This is a genomic window from Holdemania massiliensis AP2 (assembly GCF_000327285.1).
Lineage (GTDB): Bacteria > Bacillota_I > Bacilli_A > Erysipelotrichales > Erysipelotrichaceae > Holdemania > Holdemania massiliensis.
The window spans coordinates 1,180,522-1,195,198 of sequence record NZ_HE998567.1 but is presented as its reverse complement, the minus strand read 5'-3'; the positions used below and the strand labels follow the sequence as shown (position 1 = coordinate 1,195,198).

15 protein-coding genes and 1 CRISPR repeat array are annotated in these 14,677 nt (G+C 42.7%); of the genes, 14 read left to right on the top strand and 1 reads right to left on the bottom strand.

Annotated elements, in window-relative coordinates; all coding sequences use genetic code 11:
* Positions 1 to 36: 36 nt before the first annotated feature.
* The 8 genes from BN162_RS05635 (at position 37) to BN162_RS05600 (ending at position 7,725) form a co-directional block, all read left to right on the top strand.
* Complete coding sequence (locus tag BN162_RS05635; RefSeq protein ID WP_020224117.1) at positions 37 to 1,554, top strand: DUF2779 domain-containing protein; 1,518 nt, start codon at positions 37 to 39, stop codon at positions 1,552 to 1,554.
* Positions 1,555 to 1,565: 11 nt separating this feature from the next.
* The gene (locus tag BN162_RS05630) at positions 1,566 to 2,507 is read left to right on the top strand and encodes a dipeptidase (protein ID WP_040451531.1); all 942 of its coding nucleotides are present in this window, start codon (positions 1,566 to 1,568) and stop codon (positions 2,505 to 2,507) included.
* 135 nt (positions 2,508 to 2,642) lie between these two features.
* Positions 2,643 to 3,176, top strand: a complete 534-nt coding sequence (gene hpf, locus BN162_RS05625; protein ID WP_020224115.1) for a ribosome hibernation-promoting factor, HPF/YfiA family — start codon at positions 2,643 to 2,645, stop codon at positions 3,174 to 3,176.
* Positions 3,177 to 3,312: 136 nt separating this feature from the next.
* Complete coding sequence (locus BN162_RS17755; RefSeq protein ID WP_020224114.1) at positions 3,313 to 3,873, top strand: VanZ family protein; 561 nt, start codon at positions 3,313 to 3,315, stop codon at positions 3,871 to 3,873.
* 210 nt (positions 3,874 to 4,083) lie between these two features.
* Positions 4,084 to 4,742: a CRISPR direct-repeat array (repeat unit 35 nt; unit sequence ATTTCAATCCACGCACCGCCTGTGAGCGATGCGAC).
* Between the two features lie 269 nt (positions 4,743 to 5,011).
* Positions 5,012 to 5,752, top strand: coding sequence for a sigma-E processing peptidase SpoIIGA (locus BN162_RS05615; protein WP_020224113.1), 741 nt, complete (start codon positions 5,012 to 5,014; stop codon positions 5,750 to 5,752).
* 2 nt (positions 5,753 to 5,754) lie between these two features.
* A complete protein-coding gene (sigK, locus tag BN162_RS05610; protein WP_020224112.1) occupies positions 5,755 to 6,453 on the top strand; it encodes an RNA polymerase sporulation sigma factor SigK in 699 nt (232 codons plus the stop codon).
* A 65-nt stretch (positions 6,454 to 6,518) separates the two neighbouring features.
* A complete protein-coding gene (locus tag BN162_RS05605; protein WP_020224111.1) occupies positions 6,519 to 7,022 on the top strand; it encodes a MarR family winged helix-turn-helix transcriptional regulator in 504 nt (167 codons plus the stop codon).
* 130 nt (positions 7,023 to 7,152) lie between these two features.
* A complete protein-coding gene (locus BN162_RS05600; protein ID WP_020224110.1) occupies positions 7,153 to 7,725 on the top strand; it encodes a cytidylate kinase-like family protein in 573 nt (190 codons plus the stop codon).
* A gap of 150 nt (positions 7,726 to 7,875) precedes the next feature.
* Here BN162_RS05600 and BN162_RS05595 read toward each other — a convergent pair whose 3' ends face one another.
* Positions 7,876 to 9,765 carry a BglG family transcription antiterminator gene (locus BN162_RS05595; protein WP_040451526.1) on the bottom strand — a complete coding sequence of 630 codons (1,890 nt, stop codon included), beginning with the start codon at positions 9,763 to 9,765 and terminating at the stop codon, positions 7,876 to 7,878.
* A 195-nt stretch (positions 9,766 to 9,960) separates the two neighbouring features.
* Here BN162_RS05595 and BN162_RS05590 point away from each other — a divergent pair, with 195 nt between their 5' ends.
* From BN162_RS05590 to BN162_RS05565, 6 genes are all read left to right on the top strand, one after another.
* On the top strand, positions 9,961 to 10,305 hold the full coding sequence (locus tag BN162_RS05590; RefSeq protein ID WP_020224108.1) for a PTS sugar transporter subunit IIB: 345 nt from the start codon (positions 9,961 to 9,963) through the stop codon (positions 10,303 to 10,305).
* Positions 10,306 to 10,323: 18 nt separating this feature from the next.
* Positions 10,324 to 11,577, top strand: coding sequence for a PTS transporter subunit EIIC (locus BN162_RS05585; RefSeq protein WP_020224107.1), 1,254 nt, complete (start codon positions 10,324 to 10,326; stop codon positions 11,575 to 11,577).
* A gap of 32 nt (positions 11,578 to 11,609) precedes the next feature.
* On the top strand, positions 11,610 to 11,984 hold the full coding sequence (locus BN162_RS05580) for a PTS sugar transporter subunit IIA (RefSeq protein ID WP_020224106.1): 375 nt from the start codon (positions 11,610 to 11,612) through the stop codon (positions 11,982 to 11,984).
* A gap of 3 nt (positions 11,985 to 11,987) precedes the next feature.
* Positions 11,988 to 13,439: a glycoside hydrolase family 1 protein gene (locus BN162_RS05575; RefSeq protein ID WP_020224105.1), complete on the top strand. Its 1,452-nt coding sequence runs from the start codon at positions 11,988 to 11,990 to the stop codon at positions 13,437 to 13,439.
* A gap of 188 nt (positions 13,440 to 13,627) precedes the next feature.
* Positions 13,628 to 14,167, top strand: coding sequence for a ClbS/DfsB family four-helix bundle protein (locus BN162_RS05570; RefSeq protein WP_020224104.1), 540 nt, complete (start codon positions 13,628 to 13,630; stop codon positions 14,165 to 14,167).
* A 76-nt stretch (positions 14,168 to 14,243) separates the two neighbouring features.
* Positions 14,244 to 14,591, top strand: coding sequence for a DsrE family protein (locus BN162_RS05565; RefSeq protein WP_020224103.1), 348 nt, complete (start codon positions 14,244 to 14,246; stop codon positions 14,589 to 14,591).
* The last annotated feature ends 86 nt before the right edge of the window (positions 14,592 to 14,677 follow it).

Genomic DNA, 14,677 nt, shown 5'->3' with positions numbered 1-14,677 from the left:
TGATGGGGAATGATATAATCAAAAAGGTGATTATTCATGGTTCATATTTCAGATTGTAAAAAATTTAAACGATGTCCGAAATATTTCTGGCTGTCAAAAAAAGAACCGACGCCGCCCTTTTCTCCTTTTGTGAGAATGGATGAAGATCTGACCGGTTTAGCCTGCCAGAAATTAAAAATTAACGAACATTTTCGCGGTATTCGCGGTGATGATCCTTCACTTGCGATGGCGGCTCTCAATCAGCAGGAGTGGCTGGTTTCAGCACGTTTTGAATACAATCAGCTGCGCGTTAAAATTCCATTTCTGCATCACGGAAGCGCGGGGTGGGAGGTCTATTTTCTTTACGGCGGTCATCTGCCGAAAGAAGATGAAGCGTTCAGCTATATGCTGAACAACTGGGTGTTGGAGAAGTTGGGCATTTCTGTCGTTCAGTTTTATATCATTCATCTCAATCCTGATTATATTCGAGGCAAAGAATTAGATCCGCAAGCGCTTTTTTTGATTTCTGATCGCTTTTACAATGATTCAGGGAACCCTGCTCGAAAAGTTGCCGACGCCATTGAAAAGCAAAAAACTGAGGTTCAGCTTCTTCTTGATCAAATGGATCAGCTGCTGAATCAGGGAGAACCGGAGTCGGTAAAAACCAATCGCTGTACCCGACGCAACAAATGCGTTTATTATGAGCGCTGTTTCGCAGCGGAAAAAGAGCTGGAGGCGGATTCAATTCTGACCCTGGTTTCATCTCAATATAAAAATCAGATGGCGGCGGAAGGCCGATTAAAACTGCAGGATGCGGATTATGATCGCTTAGAAGGCACCCGCCAGCAGTTCGCCCAGATCAAGGCTGCTCAAAACGGCGGTTGTTACCTTGATTACTTTGGTTTGAAGACCTGGTTTGAAGGTACTTTGGAATATCCGTACTGCTTCCTGGATTTTGAATGGGAAACGTATGCTGTGCCGCCCTATGAAGGAATGCGCAGCTATCAGGTGTTGCCATTTCAGTATTCTCTGCATATTTTAGAAGCGGATGGGACTTTGATTCATCGGGAATTTATCGGCGTCCATGACTGTCGGAAAGACTTTGTTGAAAAATTGTTAAACGATCTGCCGTCCAGAGGCAGCGTGATCGCTTATAATGCCGAAGGAGCGGAGAAGATCCGGCTGCAGGAGCTGGCTGCTCGTTTTCCGGATCGGGCAAAGCCCTTGATGAAAATCCATGCCCGTATGGTTGATTTAGCTTTTCCGTTTCAGGCCGGCCTGTTTTACGATACGCGGATGCGCGGCTACTATTCGTTAAAGACCCTGCTGCCGTTATTTGATGAGAATTTAACCTATCAGAAGCTGGATATTCATCAGGGAATGGATGCCGTGGTTCAATGGCGCAATCTGGATCAGAACAACACGGAAACCGACCATCAGGCTATTCGTGATCACTTGCTGCAATACTGTGGACTGGATACTTATTCCATGCTTATTGTTATGGAAGGATTGAAAAAGAAACTGATTGAATGGGAAGCCAAGCATCAGTTAAAGGAAGCAGCATCCGCTGCTTGAAAGGGGAAAAAATGAGAATTTTTGATTTGCATGCCGATATCGGCTGGGACATCCTGCGCAAGCACGAACAGGGAAAAATGCACGTATTGAAAGAGGAGCATCTGCCCAAGTTACTGCAGGGTGAAGTTCTTGGCGTAGGCATTGCCAGTTATTTTGAAGGATCAGAAGACTGGGAGCGAATGCAGAAAATGGTCTTAGCCACCCGTCAGGAAATTGAAGAAAATCTGGATGCCGTTACGTGGGTAAAATCCAAAGCGGATTTGGAAGAAACCGGAAAACCGCATGTTGTGATGACTGTAGAAGGCATGTGCGGAATTCGGGAACAGGCAGAAGAAAAAATTCAATGGCTGTATGATCAGGGAGTTCGCATTGCTTCCTTGTGCTGGAATGACGAAAATGCGCTGGCCACCGGCGTAAAAGGGACTGTGACGCGCGGATTAACCGAAGAAGGCCGCAAAGCTGTCCGAAAGATGGATGAATTGGGAATGATCCTAGATGTATCACATACAAATGAAAAAACGTTCTGGGATATGGTTGAGATTGTGCGCGGTCCTCTGATCGCCACTCATTCCAATACCCGTGTGCTCTGCGAAGTACACCGCAACCTGACTGATCAGCAGATCATGGCGATTGCCGCCAAGGGTGGTGTGATCGGTTTGAATGCAGCGAAGAATTTCATTGATGCCAAGCCTGAAAATCAGGATGCGCTGCATCTGGCTGCCCATGGCCGTCATATTGCGGATTTAGTCGGAATGGAGCATGTTGCAGTCGGATTTGATTTTATGGATTTCTTTGAAGATCATGCGACATCCATGGGCAGTGATCTTGCCAGTGCCGTTCAGGCGCAGAATCTGATCAAGGGTCTAAAAACGCAGGGCTTCTCAGAAATGGAGTGCCAAGCGATTGGCTATGATAATGTCTTAAAGCTTCTGCGCCAGGTTTTAAAATCATAAATGTAAGAAAAAGGGGCTGATTTACAGAAATCAGCCCTTACGCTTTCAGTATAACACGAAAGTAGTGACGTTTAAAGACTGATTTTTTTCTTTGGAACAGCTTATACTAAAAGTACATCAAAGGAGGAATTATCCATGAAATTTGAGATTGTCGGAAAAAATGTCAGCATCACGGAAGGAATGAGACAGAAAATTGAAAAGAAATTATCTTTCTTGGACAAATATCTGTTAATTGATCCGGAAACAAGAGCCCGTGTTGTTGTACGCACTTATCCTCTCACACAGAAAATTGAAGTCACGATCCCTACCAAAGTAGGAATCTTGAGAACAGAAGTTGAACATGAAGATTTATATGCGGCCATTGATCTGGCGATTGATAAGTTAGAAGATCAGGTTCGCCGCCAGAAAACACGCTTATCCCGCCGCCATCGTGAAAAACTGGCGCTCAGCTTTGTTGAACAGGACAATGTAAAGTTGGATCAAGGAGATATCGCTGTCAGAACTAAAACAGTCAAAGCTCAGCGTATGGATCTGGAAGAAGCAATTATGCGAATGGAAATGCTGGGTCATTCCTTCTTTATCTACACGGATGAAGAAACGGACGGAATTGCGGTCGTCTACAAACGTAACAGCGGAGGTTATGGCCTCTTGGAGACGGAAGACGAATAATTGAATTTCAAGGAACGGTTAACGCCGTTCTTTTTTTCGTGTGACTGAACTGTCACTTTATCCTTTGGATAGCAGTCATTTTAAAGTCTGGTTTTGAGAGTATAATAAGATTCTAATTTGAAGGGGTATAAAGCATATGGGAATGGTTATAGGAATTTCGATTATCGGTGTGCCGATCTCTTGTTTAGCTGCCTGGTTTTTCACGCGCAGATATCGCAGGCGTACTGATCGTACAAAAATTCGTAAACTGATGGTTTGGGGACTAGTCGCTTATGGACTTTTGGTATTTTTTGCAACCGTGGGTCTTGACCTTATCATGTTTGGACCTTATGCGTTTCTTCCACCTGTACATCTTGTTAATTTTATTCCGTTTGTTTGGATACAGGAAACCTATCAAATGGGATTTGCGCGAATGATCGAGCAATTATTATTGAATATTGCAATGTTTGTTCCTCTGGGCTTTTTAATTCCTGTATGTTTACCTCAATGCCGCAAAGCAGGAATCTGCCTGATAAGCCTTGCAGGAAGTTCTTTATTCATAGAAGTTTTGCAGTATTTCATTGGCCGTTCTGCAGATATTGATGATTTGATTATGAATGTGGCAGGAGGTATGTTAGGCTGGCTGATATTTAAAGCATTACAAAACACGAAATGGGGAAAGGAAGTTCTATTAAAAGATAATACAGATTCATTTTGATTCAAGAGGTGTGATTCTAATTGTGCTGCCTATGTCATTTACGGAGGTTTATATAACTAAGCTAGATTTATCATTTTTAAATATTTAATCAGCGTGTTGAAATACAAACAGAAAAAGAGGATGATCAGTCCTCTTTTTCTGTATATTTTATCCTTGTAGTGTGAGCGATGCGACATAGCTGGCAGATTTATCGGGATCGAGGTCAAAGCCATTTCAATCCACGCACCGCCTGTGAGCGATGCGACTATCGCCGGAATGAGCTGCGGAAGGGATTTATTCTATTTCAATCCACGCACCGCCTGTGAGCGATGCGACGGAGCCTTCCAGCCGTAAAAACAGGTAGTGGAGATTTCAATCCACGCACCGTCTGTGAGCGATGCGACCCGATACGTTAGAGTCACAGGTTGGTGTGACCGCATTTCAATCCACGCACCGCCTGTGAGCGATGCGACCTATCCTATATCCTCAGAAAGGAGATTTATATGAATTTCAATCCACGCACCGCCTGTGAGCGATGCGACTGAATCAGCAGGATTTACTAGTGACGCATTGCAGATTTCAATCCACGCACCGCCTGTGAGCGATGCGACTGAAACTATGGGAATTTCAATAGATGGTAATGTGATTTCAATCCACGCACCGCCTGTGAGCGATGCGACTTAACCACGGTAGCGCAACAGCGCAACTTGTGGTCTATTTCAATCCACGCACCGCCTGTGAGCGATGCGACAAAGCCAGACCTGGAAGCGCTGCGGAAATACATAATTTCAATCCACGCACCGCCTGTGAGCGATGCGACGTGGCATGGACTTGAGCAGTGAGCAAAAGATTATCATTTCAATCCACGCACCGCCTGTGAGCGATGCGGCAGCGAATAAGAAACTAATAGATATTTAGGTGATTCTTATCTTACTTCTATAATAGCGAATAACCAATCTACTTGCAACTCTTTCCTTATTTTTCACATATTTCCGGTGCGAACCTCCCAGGGATTCTATGTTTACCTTAGGTTCGCGCTAGAAATCTCTGATATATTATTCGGAACTATCTGAAATGAACTTTCACAGACCAGGTGGGCAAAACGACAAAAAATGCTCAGCTCTTTTTCTATCATAGAACGTAGAGAAAGGAGAAAAGCGTGAACAGTTATGTGGAAGTAACCGTAATATTGGGAACGATTTTGAACTGTTCTGTATGGTTGAGTTCAGCTTGGCTTTGCCGCCGGCCAGTACGGTTAAAAAAGCTGTTGATACTGAGTCCTCTGGCTCCCCTAACGGCCTGTATATGCTGGTTTGAGGGAGCGATCTGGATTTGTGCCATTATAGAATTGATCAGCGTTTTAGCCGTTTTTTCATTCGGTTTACAGGCCTCCGTCTTTGCCTTGGGTATGCGTTTTCTGCTGGAATTTGGATTGATGAAATTATGGCAGGGATCCCTTGTTCATTTTCAACTATTTTTACCCACTTCTTGCTGGCAATGGCTGGTGGCGGCCGGCATCTTACTGCTTTGGGATTTCATGATTCAACGGAAAATCGGTCACGGATTGTCAGAAACGGCTTTTTTGTATCCGGTCACGTTACGGGCAGGGGATTGTGAACTAGCTTTATCCGGCTACTTAGATTCCGGCAACAGTGCTGTGATCGAAGGCCGGCCGCTTATTTTCTGCACGCATGAAGTCCAATGTCAGCTGACAACGAAGCCGGTTCGTGTACTTCCTATTCAAACCATTACCGGTGTTCGTGATGTGGTGGCCATTCCGGCTTCACTGCAGATTCAGGGTGGTTGTTCGCAGCCGGTCTGGCTGGCCTTCAGTGAAACACTGAACGACTGCGGTTATGATGCTCTGCTTAACGTCACGCTGTTTACAGGTCAAGGATAGAAATGAAACGTTGGTTATTGAAGTTAAAGATTTTTCTGTTCGGAAAGCGAAGCCGTCTGGTCTATTTTATTCAAGGTAATGACGTCCTGCCGCATCCACTTGCCCGCGATGAAGAGGAAGCGGCACTGATTGCTTTGGAGAATGGTGATCAGCAGGCCCGGGATACACTGATTGAGCATAATCTGCGCTTAGTTGTTTATATTGCCAAACGCTATGAAACGAATCCGATTTTTATGGAGGATCTGATCAGCATTGGGACGATCGGTCTGATCAAAGCCGTGAACACATTCAAACGGGATAAGAATATAAAATTAGTGACGTATGCTTCGCGCTGCATTGAAAATGAAATTCTGATGTTTTTGCGCAAGAAAAGCCGTCGGAAAACAGAGATTTCATTTGATGAACCGCTGAATGTCGATTATGACGGCAATGAACTGTTGTTATCCGATATTCTTGGAACAGAAGGCGATATCGTCGCAGAAAGCTTTTATGCGGAAGAAGATAAACGGCAGCTGTTGAAAGCCATGAGCAAATTGAAAGACAACGAGCGGATGATTCTGGAAATGCGGTATGGCATTAACCATGAAGAATTAACGCAGAAGGACATCGCGGATCAGTTAGGCATATCCCAATCGTATATCTCAAGGTTAGAAAAACGAATCATTCAAAAGCTTAGAAATCAATTGATCAAACAGGAATAAAGCGCGGATAAACCTTGACAGAGTCTGAAAGAAAAGGCTACAATGGACACGACGGGGGTGGCATCATGAGTCGTGTTCGCGAAACAGTCAATGGTTTGCTGGTTGAAGTATTTAACCATATTTTATTTATTGAAGAACAGTATATGAAACATCAGGGTGTCACGCTTTCAATGACGGAAGTTCATATTTTAGAAAATGTTGAGAAAAGTGAAACCAAGACATTAGGTGACGTTGCCCGGCTGCAAATGGTGACCCCAGGGACTTTGAGCGTCGCTGTGAATTCGCTGGTCCGTAAAGGGTATATCATAAAATGCAAGGATTTGCAGGACAAGCGGGTAGTCAGACTTCTGCTGTCCGGCAAGGCTAATGAAGTGCTGCGGATTCATCATCAATTCCATGAAGAAATGGTGGACAGCTGCATTGCTGATCTGGATCTGGAAAAAGAAGAAGTGATGATCGAAAGTCTGGAAAAGATTTTGAATTACTTCCGTTCAGAATTGGAAAAAAATGAAAAGCCGAAGCGGCGCACATCTGGGAAAGCCAAATCGAAAACACAGGATTCGGTTTAGATCCAATCCCTGTGCATTTAAAGATTCTCAATTAAGACCTGCTGCAAAGCGGGTCTTTTCTTTCAGTTGACATTCATTTCCGCCCTGTTACAATGAGATTATCAAGATAGGGAGAAGCGAGGGAAGAAACATGGGATTACCAATCATTACAGTGAGTCGGCAATATGGTTCAGCGGGGCGTGATGTTGCACGTCAAGTAGCGGAAACGCTGCAGATTCCGTATTATGACAAAGAAGTGATTTCGATGACCGCAGAGAAGACGGGGTTTTCTGAAGAGGTTGTCAAAAATGAGGAAATGAAGCGTTCTGTGCTGAGCAATCCGCTGTTCAGTTTGACGCAGATGATTGACGTTCAGGTATTTATGACCCAATCCGAGATCATTCAGCAGCTGGCGGTGCAGCCTTGTGTCATTGTCGGGCGGTGTGCTGATTATGTTCTGCATGGACAAAACATCTGCAGCGTGTTCATTAACGCACCACTGCCGGATCGAATTCAGCGGGTAAAGACATTTTATAATCGCAAGGAACGGGATATCCGGGCCTTGATCCTTCGGACGGATAAAGAACGTAAGGCGTATTATGAGTATTACACGGATAAAAAATGGGGCGACAGTGAATCCTATGATCTGATGATCAACAGTTCCATCGGTTTGGATCTGGCCAAAGACCTGATTGTACTGGCTGCGAAAAACTGGAAGGGTTAAGAAATAAAGATCAATATAAAAATGTCCTGGTATTTTTCAGCTAAAGTTTAAAAGCTGGAATCCGGGACATTTTCTGTTAGGCCATGCTGGATGAGGAATCGAAGACAGGTATATTCTGTTTGAATTGATTGACGTCGGGTACAGCGTATTTTAAAGGTTAGTCAGTATAATGTCTTTAAATTCAGCTAAAGTGGAAGTGTTTTTTGCCAAGGTGAGGATCTCCTGATTCTCAAACATGGATAAAATAAACTCATTGATAGTTAAAAGAACTTGTTTATCATATTTGTTGATCGCAATCAACAAAATAATATTGACGACGTTATTTCCCCAAACAATGCCGCTGCGGCTCACGGCAACACCGATTTTAGTTTGATAGGCATCCATATGAACTGAATGCGGAATTGCAATACAGCCAAAGGCTGTGGATGATGCTCTTTCCCGTTCGTTGACAAAGGTCTTAAATGAAGCGGCGATGAAGCCCAGTCGTTCCATCTGATCACAGAGCGTCGATATTACATAATCCTGACTAACATCCTCCATAACCAAGAATAAATCTGAATGAAAGTAATGATCAAAGTGATTAAAAATCAGAGCTTTCTTTTTGGCCTGCTGGATTTCATAAATTTTTTCGCGAATTTCGTTTTTCTGTTTGTCAAGCTGGAAAGGAAGCAGTAAAAGGAACGGATATTCATAATTTCGTTCATCCTCAAGGAATGTGATTAACAGATCAAAATGATGCTGTTTTAATTCTTCATAACTGGAAACAATAGTTTCAATGAGGATCTCATCGGCGTAGTCCTGCATGAGCTGATGATAAATTTTCTTTTCCAAACCAAGGTAATCTGAACAAAGCAATATACAATGGAGTTTATCATTCTCGGTATTCTGACGGTCAATTTCCGTACCGACATGCAGAAAAATAAAGGCGATCTCATCTTCAGGGATTTCAACTTGATAGATTTCCGAAAGACGCAGAGCGATAAAAATAGCGATATCATAAATGATCGGACAATCCTGTTTTATTTTTTCCGATAGAGGATTGCGATTGTACTTGCCTAAGGAAGCCCGCGTAATCAGCGATTTGATATGCAGACCAAAGGGAATAATAAAACTTTCATGATTCAGATCAATCGAATAAAGCTGCGATATTTCTTCAAGGATCTTAACAATCTGAGTGAGATAATCTTCACCAATTAATTCTCTTAGCTTTGCATAGTTGGAATCGATAAGATAATTGATATTTGTTTTAAAGAAGATATAAATTTCATTTTTTTCGTAAGTGTTCAACTGAATGCTGAAATCATGCTCTATCCGGGCAGAAAGCTGATTGACTAAGTTCCGCTCTTCAGGATTCTTAATCATAATTTCACGGATCTCAGATAAATAATGACCTGTTTTTACGCGCTCAATCAGAATCGCAAAATGTAAAAGCAGATTGGTATATGAAAAATTATTAAGATTGAAGGTGTCCTTCTTGAAAAAATCATTGAGAATCTGCGATATTTTTTCAATTTCTGTAGGATTGAAGGATTTTTTCAATGCGGCAAGATCGAGAATCCGATTATTGGTTTCCTGGCGAATAATACTGGATAATAAAGCCCGTTTATCTTTTTCGGATCCTTTAATTTGAATAATATCATTTTGCGTAGAAAAATGGATATGAAAGATTTGATAAAGCGTGTTCATTTTCGCCAGATCACTTTTTAAAGTTGAATAGCTGATAAACAATTCATCGCAAAGATCAAAGGTGTTGAGCGGCTTATGTTCAATCAGAATTTTTTTTATGATATAAATGGAACGTTCTGAATAACTGAATGCCAGTGTTTGCGGTTCATCGAGAAAACCAAGATCGTTGATTTTTAACGCGGTATATCCCTTATTGGATGAAAGTATCACTTTATGATGTGCGAGTGTATTGATTTCTTTCACGTACATTTTAACAGTGCGAATGGAAACATCTAATACATCCGCCAATTCTGAAGCTGTACAAAAGGAATTCCGCTCCCATAAATAAAGCAGCAGGGTCTTTTTTTTATTCATCGCCATCGTCTCACCGCCGTTCGTTAGCCTTATTATATAGAAAATAAAAATCTTATTCAATCTAACTGGTTTCACCGCAGCGTGCAAGTATTCTGACTTGAGTCATCCTTGTGCACTTCAGCGGGCAAAGGTCAAGTTGAGACAAATTCACAGACAAATTATAATGATTTTGCGAGATAGGAAAGGAGTATATCAATGGAAAAAAACACAAAACCCATTCAAGTTCTATTGTGCTGCGGAGCCGGTTTATCCAGCGGATTTTTAGCCCAGGGAGCACGGAAAGTGGCTAAGAAGAAAGGTCTTGATATCAAAATTGAGGCTAAAAGTGAAACGGAAGCTGTCCTGTATCTACCAAAAATTGACGTGCTGTTATTGGCTCCGCACTATGAAAATTTCAAAGCGAAATTCACGGAATTAGCGAAGCCGTATAACGTTGCGGTTGGGGTCATTCCCCAGAAAGTCTACGGCAGCTTGGATGGAGGAAAACTCATCGAGCTGGCAGTTGAATTATACCAGCATCAAACGCAAGCCGATCTGTAAGGGAGGAAAGAATAACTTATGAAACGATTTATGAATTGGCTGACAAATTCGTTTACACCAACAATGAATAAATTTTCGCAAAAACCGGTTGTAGCTGCATTATCCAGTTCAATGCAGAAGATTATCCCCTTTATTCTGACGGGATCCTGTATTCATCTGTATAATGTTCTGCGTTCATATATTCCGGCTTTACCCAACTTTATTCGGATCATCAACTTCTCTTTCGGCATGCTGGGGTTACTGACAGCCTTTATGGTCGCTAATCAAATGATGGAAAAATTAGGTCATACACAATATACGATCAACGCCGGTTTAACCGCCATCTCAGTTTTCATTATGTTTATTAAACCGGTATTGGATGCCAATGGGATGTTCACCGTTGAATTTAATCGCTTTGGCCCAACCGGAATCATTGTAGGCATTGCTGCAGGCTATATGGTATCCATTCTTTTCCATCTGGTAGGTAAACTCAACTTATTAAGTAATTCAAGTCTGCCGGATTTTGTGATCGGATGGGTTCAGAATATTATCCCGATTATCATCTCGATTGGACTGACTGTCTTCCTGACCTTTTATTTAAATATCGATCTGTTTGCTTTGGTTCTCCTGCTGTTTTCCCCTATCCAGAATTTTGGCCAGACTTTGACGGGGTTTGTTCTGTTAATTTTCTTAATGACATTTTTCTACACCCTGGGCATTTCTCACTGGCTGTGGAATGGTGTAAAGACCCCGATTTTTATGGCTGGCATTGCAGCTAATATCGCAGCGGTGGAGGCGGGTCTGGCACCGATGAACATCGCCACCAATGAAGCGGTATTCACAGCCGGTCTGATTACGATGGGCGGAATGGGAGCGACCTTGACTTTGAATTTGCTGATGTGTTTCTCCAAATCAAAAAGCTTAAAGACAGTGGGTAGGTTGACGATTTTGCCTTCGATATTCAATATTAATGAGCCTATTATGTACAGCGCGCCGATTGTTATGAATCCACTGCTGATGGTGCCGATGTGGATCAATTCGATTACTGGCCCGTTGGTCGTTTGGTTTACAATGCGCAGTGGTCTGCTGAATATACCGTCTAAAATGATTCAAGTCGGACAGATTCCTGCCCCTTTGTCGAGTGTTATGATCACGGAGGATTTGCGTGCGGTTCTTGTTTACGTCGTCTTGTTTATCCTTTATCTGGTAACCTGGTATCCGTTCTTTAAGGTTTATGAGAAACAAAGAATTGCTGAGGAGCAAAACGAACTGCAGTTGGATCAATTGGATTAAAGGCATCTTCAAAAAAAGAAAGGAATATCAAAATGACTTATACTGATGATGAACGTTTAGAATCTTCTGATATAGACTTAAATCAGATGGCAATGCAGATTATTCTGCATTCCGGCAACGCAAGAACCATGGCAGATGAGGCTTTTCAATATGCTAAAGAAAAGAAATTTGTGGAAGCTTACCGCAAGCTGGAACAAGCAGATCGCGAAGGAATCTTAAAAGCCCATCAGGCACAGACGCAGATGATCCAGGAAGAGGCACGCGGCATTGTCCATGAATCTTCCCTGTTGTTTACCCACGCTCAGGATCATTTAATGACGACGATGTGTGAAATCAACAATATAAAACGATTGATAGAGTTATATGAATTGATTGTGAATCAGAACGAAGTGAAAAGGAAAGGGTAAAGAATGGAAAAAGAAAGATTCAAATTCCCGGCGAATTTCCTTTGGGGCGGGGCGACAGCCGCGTGTCAAATGGAAGGAGCCTATGATGTGGATGGCCGCGGTCTTTCCACTTCGGATATTCATCGATACAATGCCAAACTGGATCGGGTGCATTATCGAAAAAAATTAGTGGAGAATGAACATACTCTGGCGACGTTAGCCGCAGCGGTTGCTGATCAGGAAGGGTATTATCCGAAACGATATGGCAATGATTTCTATCATCGCTATAAAGAAGATATTGCTTTATTAAAAGAGATGGGCATGAACAGCTTTCGGTTTTCGATCGCCTGGCCGCGGATTTTCCCTCGCGGGGATGAGCTTAAGCCCAATGAAAAAGGGCTGCAATTCTATGACAAAGTAATTCAGGAAGTGATTGCAGCCGGAATGGAACCGATTGTGACGATGTTTCATTATGATATTCCGCTGCCTCTGCTGACGGAATACGGCGGTTTTAAAAATCCCAAGCTGATCGAATTCATGGTTCGCTATGCAACCGTGCTGCTGGATCGTTACGGTAGTTTGGTTAAATACTGGATACCCTTTAATCAAACCAATCTGATTCAATACTGTTCTTTTAAATCCTTAGGAATTTTAAGAGATCAAACGAAGAATCTGACGGAAGATCAGTACATTGCAATTCATCATCAATTTTTGATTGACGCTCAGATTAAAGCTTATGCCAAAAAAATCAACCCTGCGATTAAAATCGGAATTATGCTGGCAGATTGTACGTATTATCCAATGACCTGCCGGCCGGAAGATATCGTCTTTACGATGAAACGAAATCGAATGCAATATTTTTATGCGGATGTGCCTTTGCGTGGGGAATATCCTGGTTTCATGCTGAGATATTTCAAAGAAAACGATATTCATGTTGAAATTACCGAAGCGGATAAGATTCTGTTGAAAGAAAATACATTGGACTTTCTGGCTTTCTCATATTACTATTCACGGACTCTGGACTCCCAAAAGAACACGATGAATCCCGCCTCAATCAGTGAAAATCCATATTTAAAAGCAAATGCGTGGGGTTGGACGATTGATCCCTTGGGCATGTACAACGCTATCAGTCAGTATTGGGATCGTTACCAGAAACCCATCATGATTGCTGAAAACGGATTCGGTTATGAGGATATTTTTACGGATGGGACAGTTCATGACGACTATCGGATTGACTATCTGCGTCAGCATATCCAGGCTGTTGCAGAAGCGCTGCAGGATGGCGTCAAGGTCTTGGCTTATCTGCCGTGGGGGCCGATTGATTTAGTCAGCTCCGGAACGGCTGAAATGAGTAAACGCTATGGTTTTATTTATGTCGATCAGGATGATCTGGGTCATGGCTCAAAAAACCGATATCGAAAAGATTCTTTTTACTGGTATCAAAAAGTGATTGCCAGTCGCGGCAGTGATCTGTAAATGGGGAACAGATCTTCAAAGAACAGAAAGAAGGAGACCGGATGCGGATTCCTTTTTTTCTTAGGAAAGCAGGAAGTATTAGTTTATAATTTTTAATTAAATCTGACATGCAGATGTCAAGTATTAACTTGTATGATAGACTTATAAAAAGAAAGACGTTCTGCAGGCAGAACGCATGAGGAAATGATATGAGCCGACCAACAACAAAACAAGATCTGATTGCCGCCGCGAATACCAATTATGATAAACTGCTGAACCTGATCAGCACGATGACGGAAACGGAGCTGAATACGCCTTTTCATTTTGAACTGGATGAGAAGAAAAAAGAAGCGCATTGGAAACGGGATCAGAACTTAAAAGATGTGCTTATCCATCTTTACGAATGGCATCAGCTTCTGCTGAACTGGTATGCCGCCAATCAAAGCGGTGATCCGAAGCCGTTTATTCCGGAACCCTATAATTGGAAGACCTATGGGGTGATGAATGTCGGATTTTGGAAAAAGCATCAGGCGACGACGCTAAAACAGGCTAAGCTGCAGCTGGATCAGTCGCATAAAGAAGTGGTCGCTCTGGCTGAATCGTTAACGAATGAACAGTTGTTTGCCAAAGGCAGCTATTCCTGGGTCGGAGGCAGTACACTTGGTTCTTATTTTATCAGCTGCACATCCAGTCATTATGATTGGGCAATGAAAAAACTAAAAGCCCATATTAAAAACTGCAAGGCTTAAAGTGGTCTAAAAGATGCAACTTCACTGTGTTTTATACCAATTGTGATACAATAAGACACAGAAAGAAGGCGAAGAAATGAACGTAATTTTTCACGTTGATGAAATGGAGCACTGGGCGATGGCGTTGGGCAATGTCCGCAATATGCTGGATTGGCTGCATCAAAACAAGGAAACTTATCAAATTGAAGTGCTGGCTAATGGTCCGGCAGTCCGCGCTTATCTGCCCTCAGCGCTGGCGGATTCGCTCAGTGTTATCATGGCTCAGGCGAAAGCCGAGGGTGTTGTGTTTGCGGCCTGCAGGAATGCGCTGCGTGCCCAGTCGATCGCACCGGAGACCCTGATTGAGAAAACCACAGTTGTCCCTGCCGGCGTCGTTGAACTGGCGCAGAAGCAGCAGGCTGGGTTTGCCTACATTAAGCCTTAAAGTCATTGATCTTTAAGAACGTAGAATGGAAAAAGATCGCAGCCGGCGGTCTTTTTCTTTTGGATAAACGGCATATCACTCAGAGG

Bases quoted from the DNA above. Each gene is read 5' to 3' on its own strand.
- BN162_RS05635 (WP_020224117.1), top strand. From the start codon at position 37: ATGGTTCATATTTCAGATTGTAAAAAATTTAAACGATGTCCGAAATAT.
- BN162_RS05630 (WP_040451531.1), top strand. From the start codon at position 1,566: ATGAGAATTTTTGATTTGCATGCCGATATCGGCTGGGACATCCTGCGC.
- hpf (WP_020224115.1), top strand. From the start codon at position 2,643: ATGAAATTTGAGATTGTCGGAAAAAATGTCAGCATCACGGAAGGAATG.
- BN162_RS17755 (WP_020224114.1), top strand. From the start codon at position 3,313: ATGGGAATGGTTATAGGAATTTCGATTATCGGTGTGCCGATCTCTTGT.
- sigK (WP_020224112.1), top strand. From the start codon at position 5,755: ATGAAACGTTGGTTATTGAAGTTAAAGATTTTTCTGTTCGGAAAGCGA.
- BN162_RS05605 (WP_020224111.1), top strand. From the start codon at position 6,519: ATGAGTCGTGTTCGCGAAACAGTCAATGGTTTGCTGGTTGAAGTATTT.
- BN162_RS05600 (WP_020224110.1), top strand. From the start codon at position 7,153: ATGGGATTACCAATCATTACAGTGAGTCGGCAATATGGTTCAGCGGGG.
- BN162_RS05595 (WP_040451526.1), bottom strand. From the start codon at position 9,765: ATGAATAAAAAAAAGACCCTGCTGCTTTATTTATGGGAGCGGAATTCC.
- BN162_RS05590 (WP_020224108.1), top strand. From the start codon at position 9,961: ATGGAAAAAAACACAAAACCCATTCAAGTTCTATTGTGCTGCGGAGCC.
- BN162_RS05585 (WP_020224107.1), top strand. From the start codon at position 10,324: ATGAAACGATTTATGAATTGGCTGACAAATTCGTTTACACCAACAATG.
- BN162_RS05580 (WP_020224106.1), top strand. From the start codon at position 11,610: ATGACTTATACTGATGATGAACGTTTAGAATCTTCTGATATAGACTTA.
- BN162_RS05575 (WP_020224105.1), top strand. From the start codon at position 11,988: ATGGAAAAAGAAAGATTCAAATTCCCGGCGAATTTCCTTTGGGGCGGG.
- BN162_RS05570 (WP_020224104.1), top strand. From the start codon at position 13,628: ATGAGCCGACCAACAACAAAACAAGATCTGATTGCCGCCGCGAATACC.
- BN162_RS05565 (WP_020224103.1), top strand. From the start codon at position 14,244: ATGAACGTAATTTTTCACGTTGATGAAATGGAGCACTGGGCGATGGCG.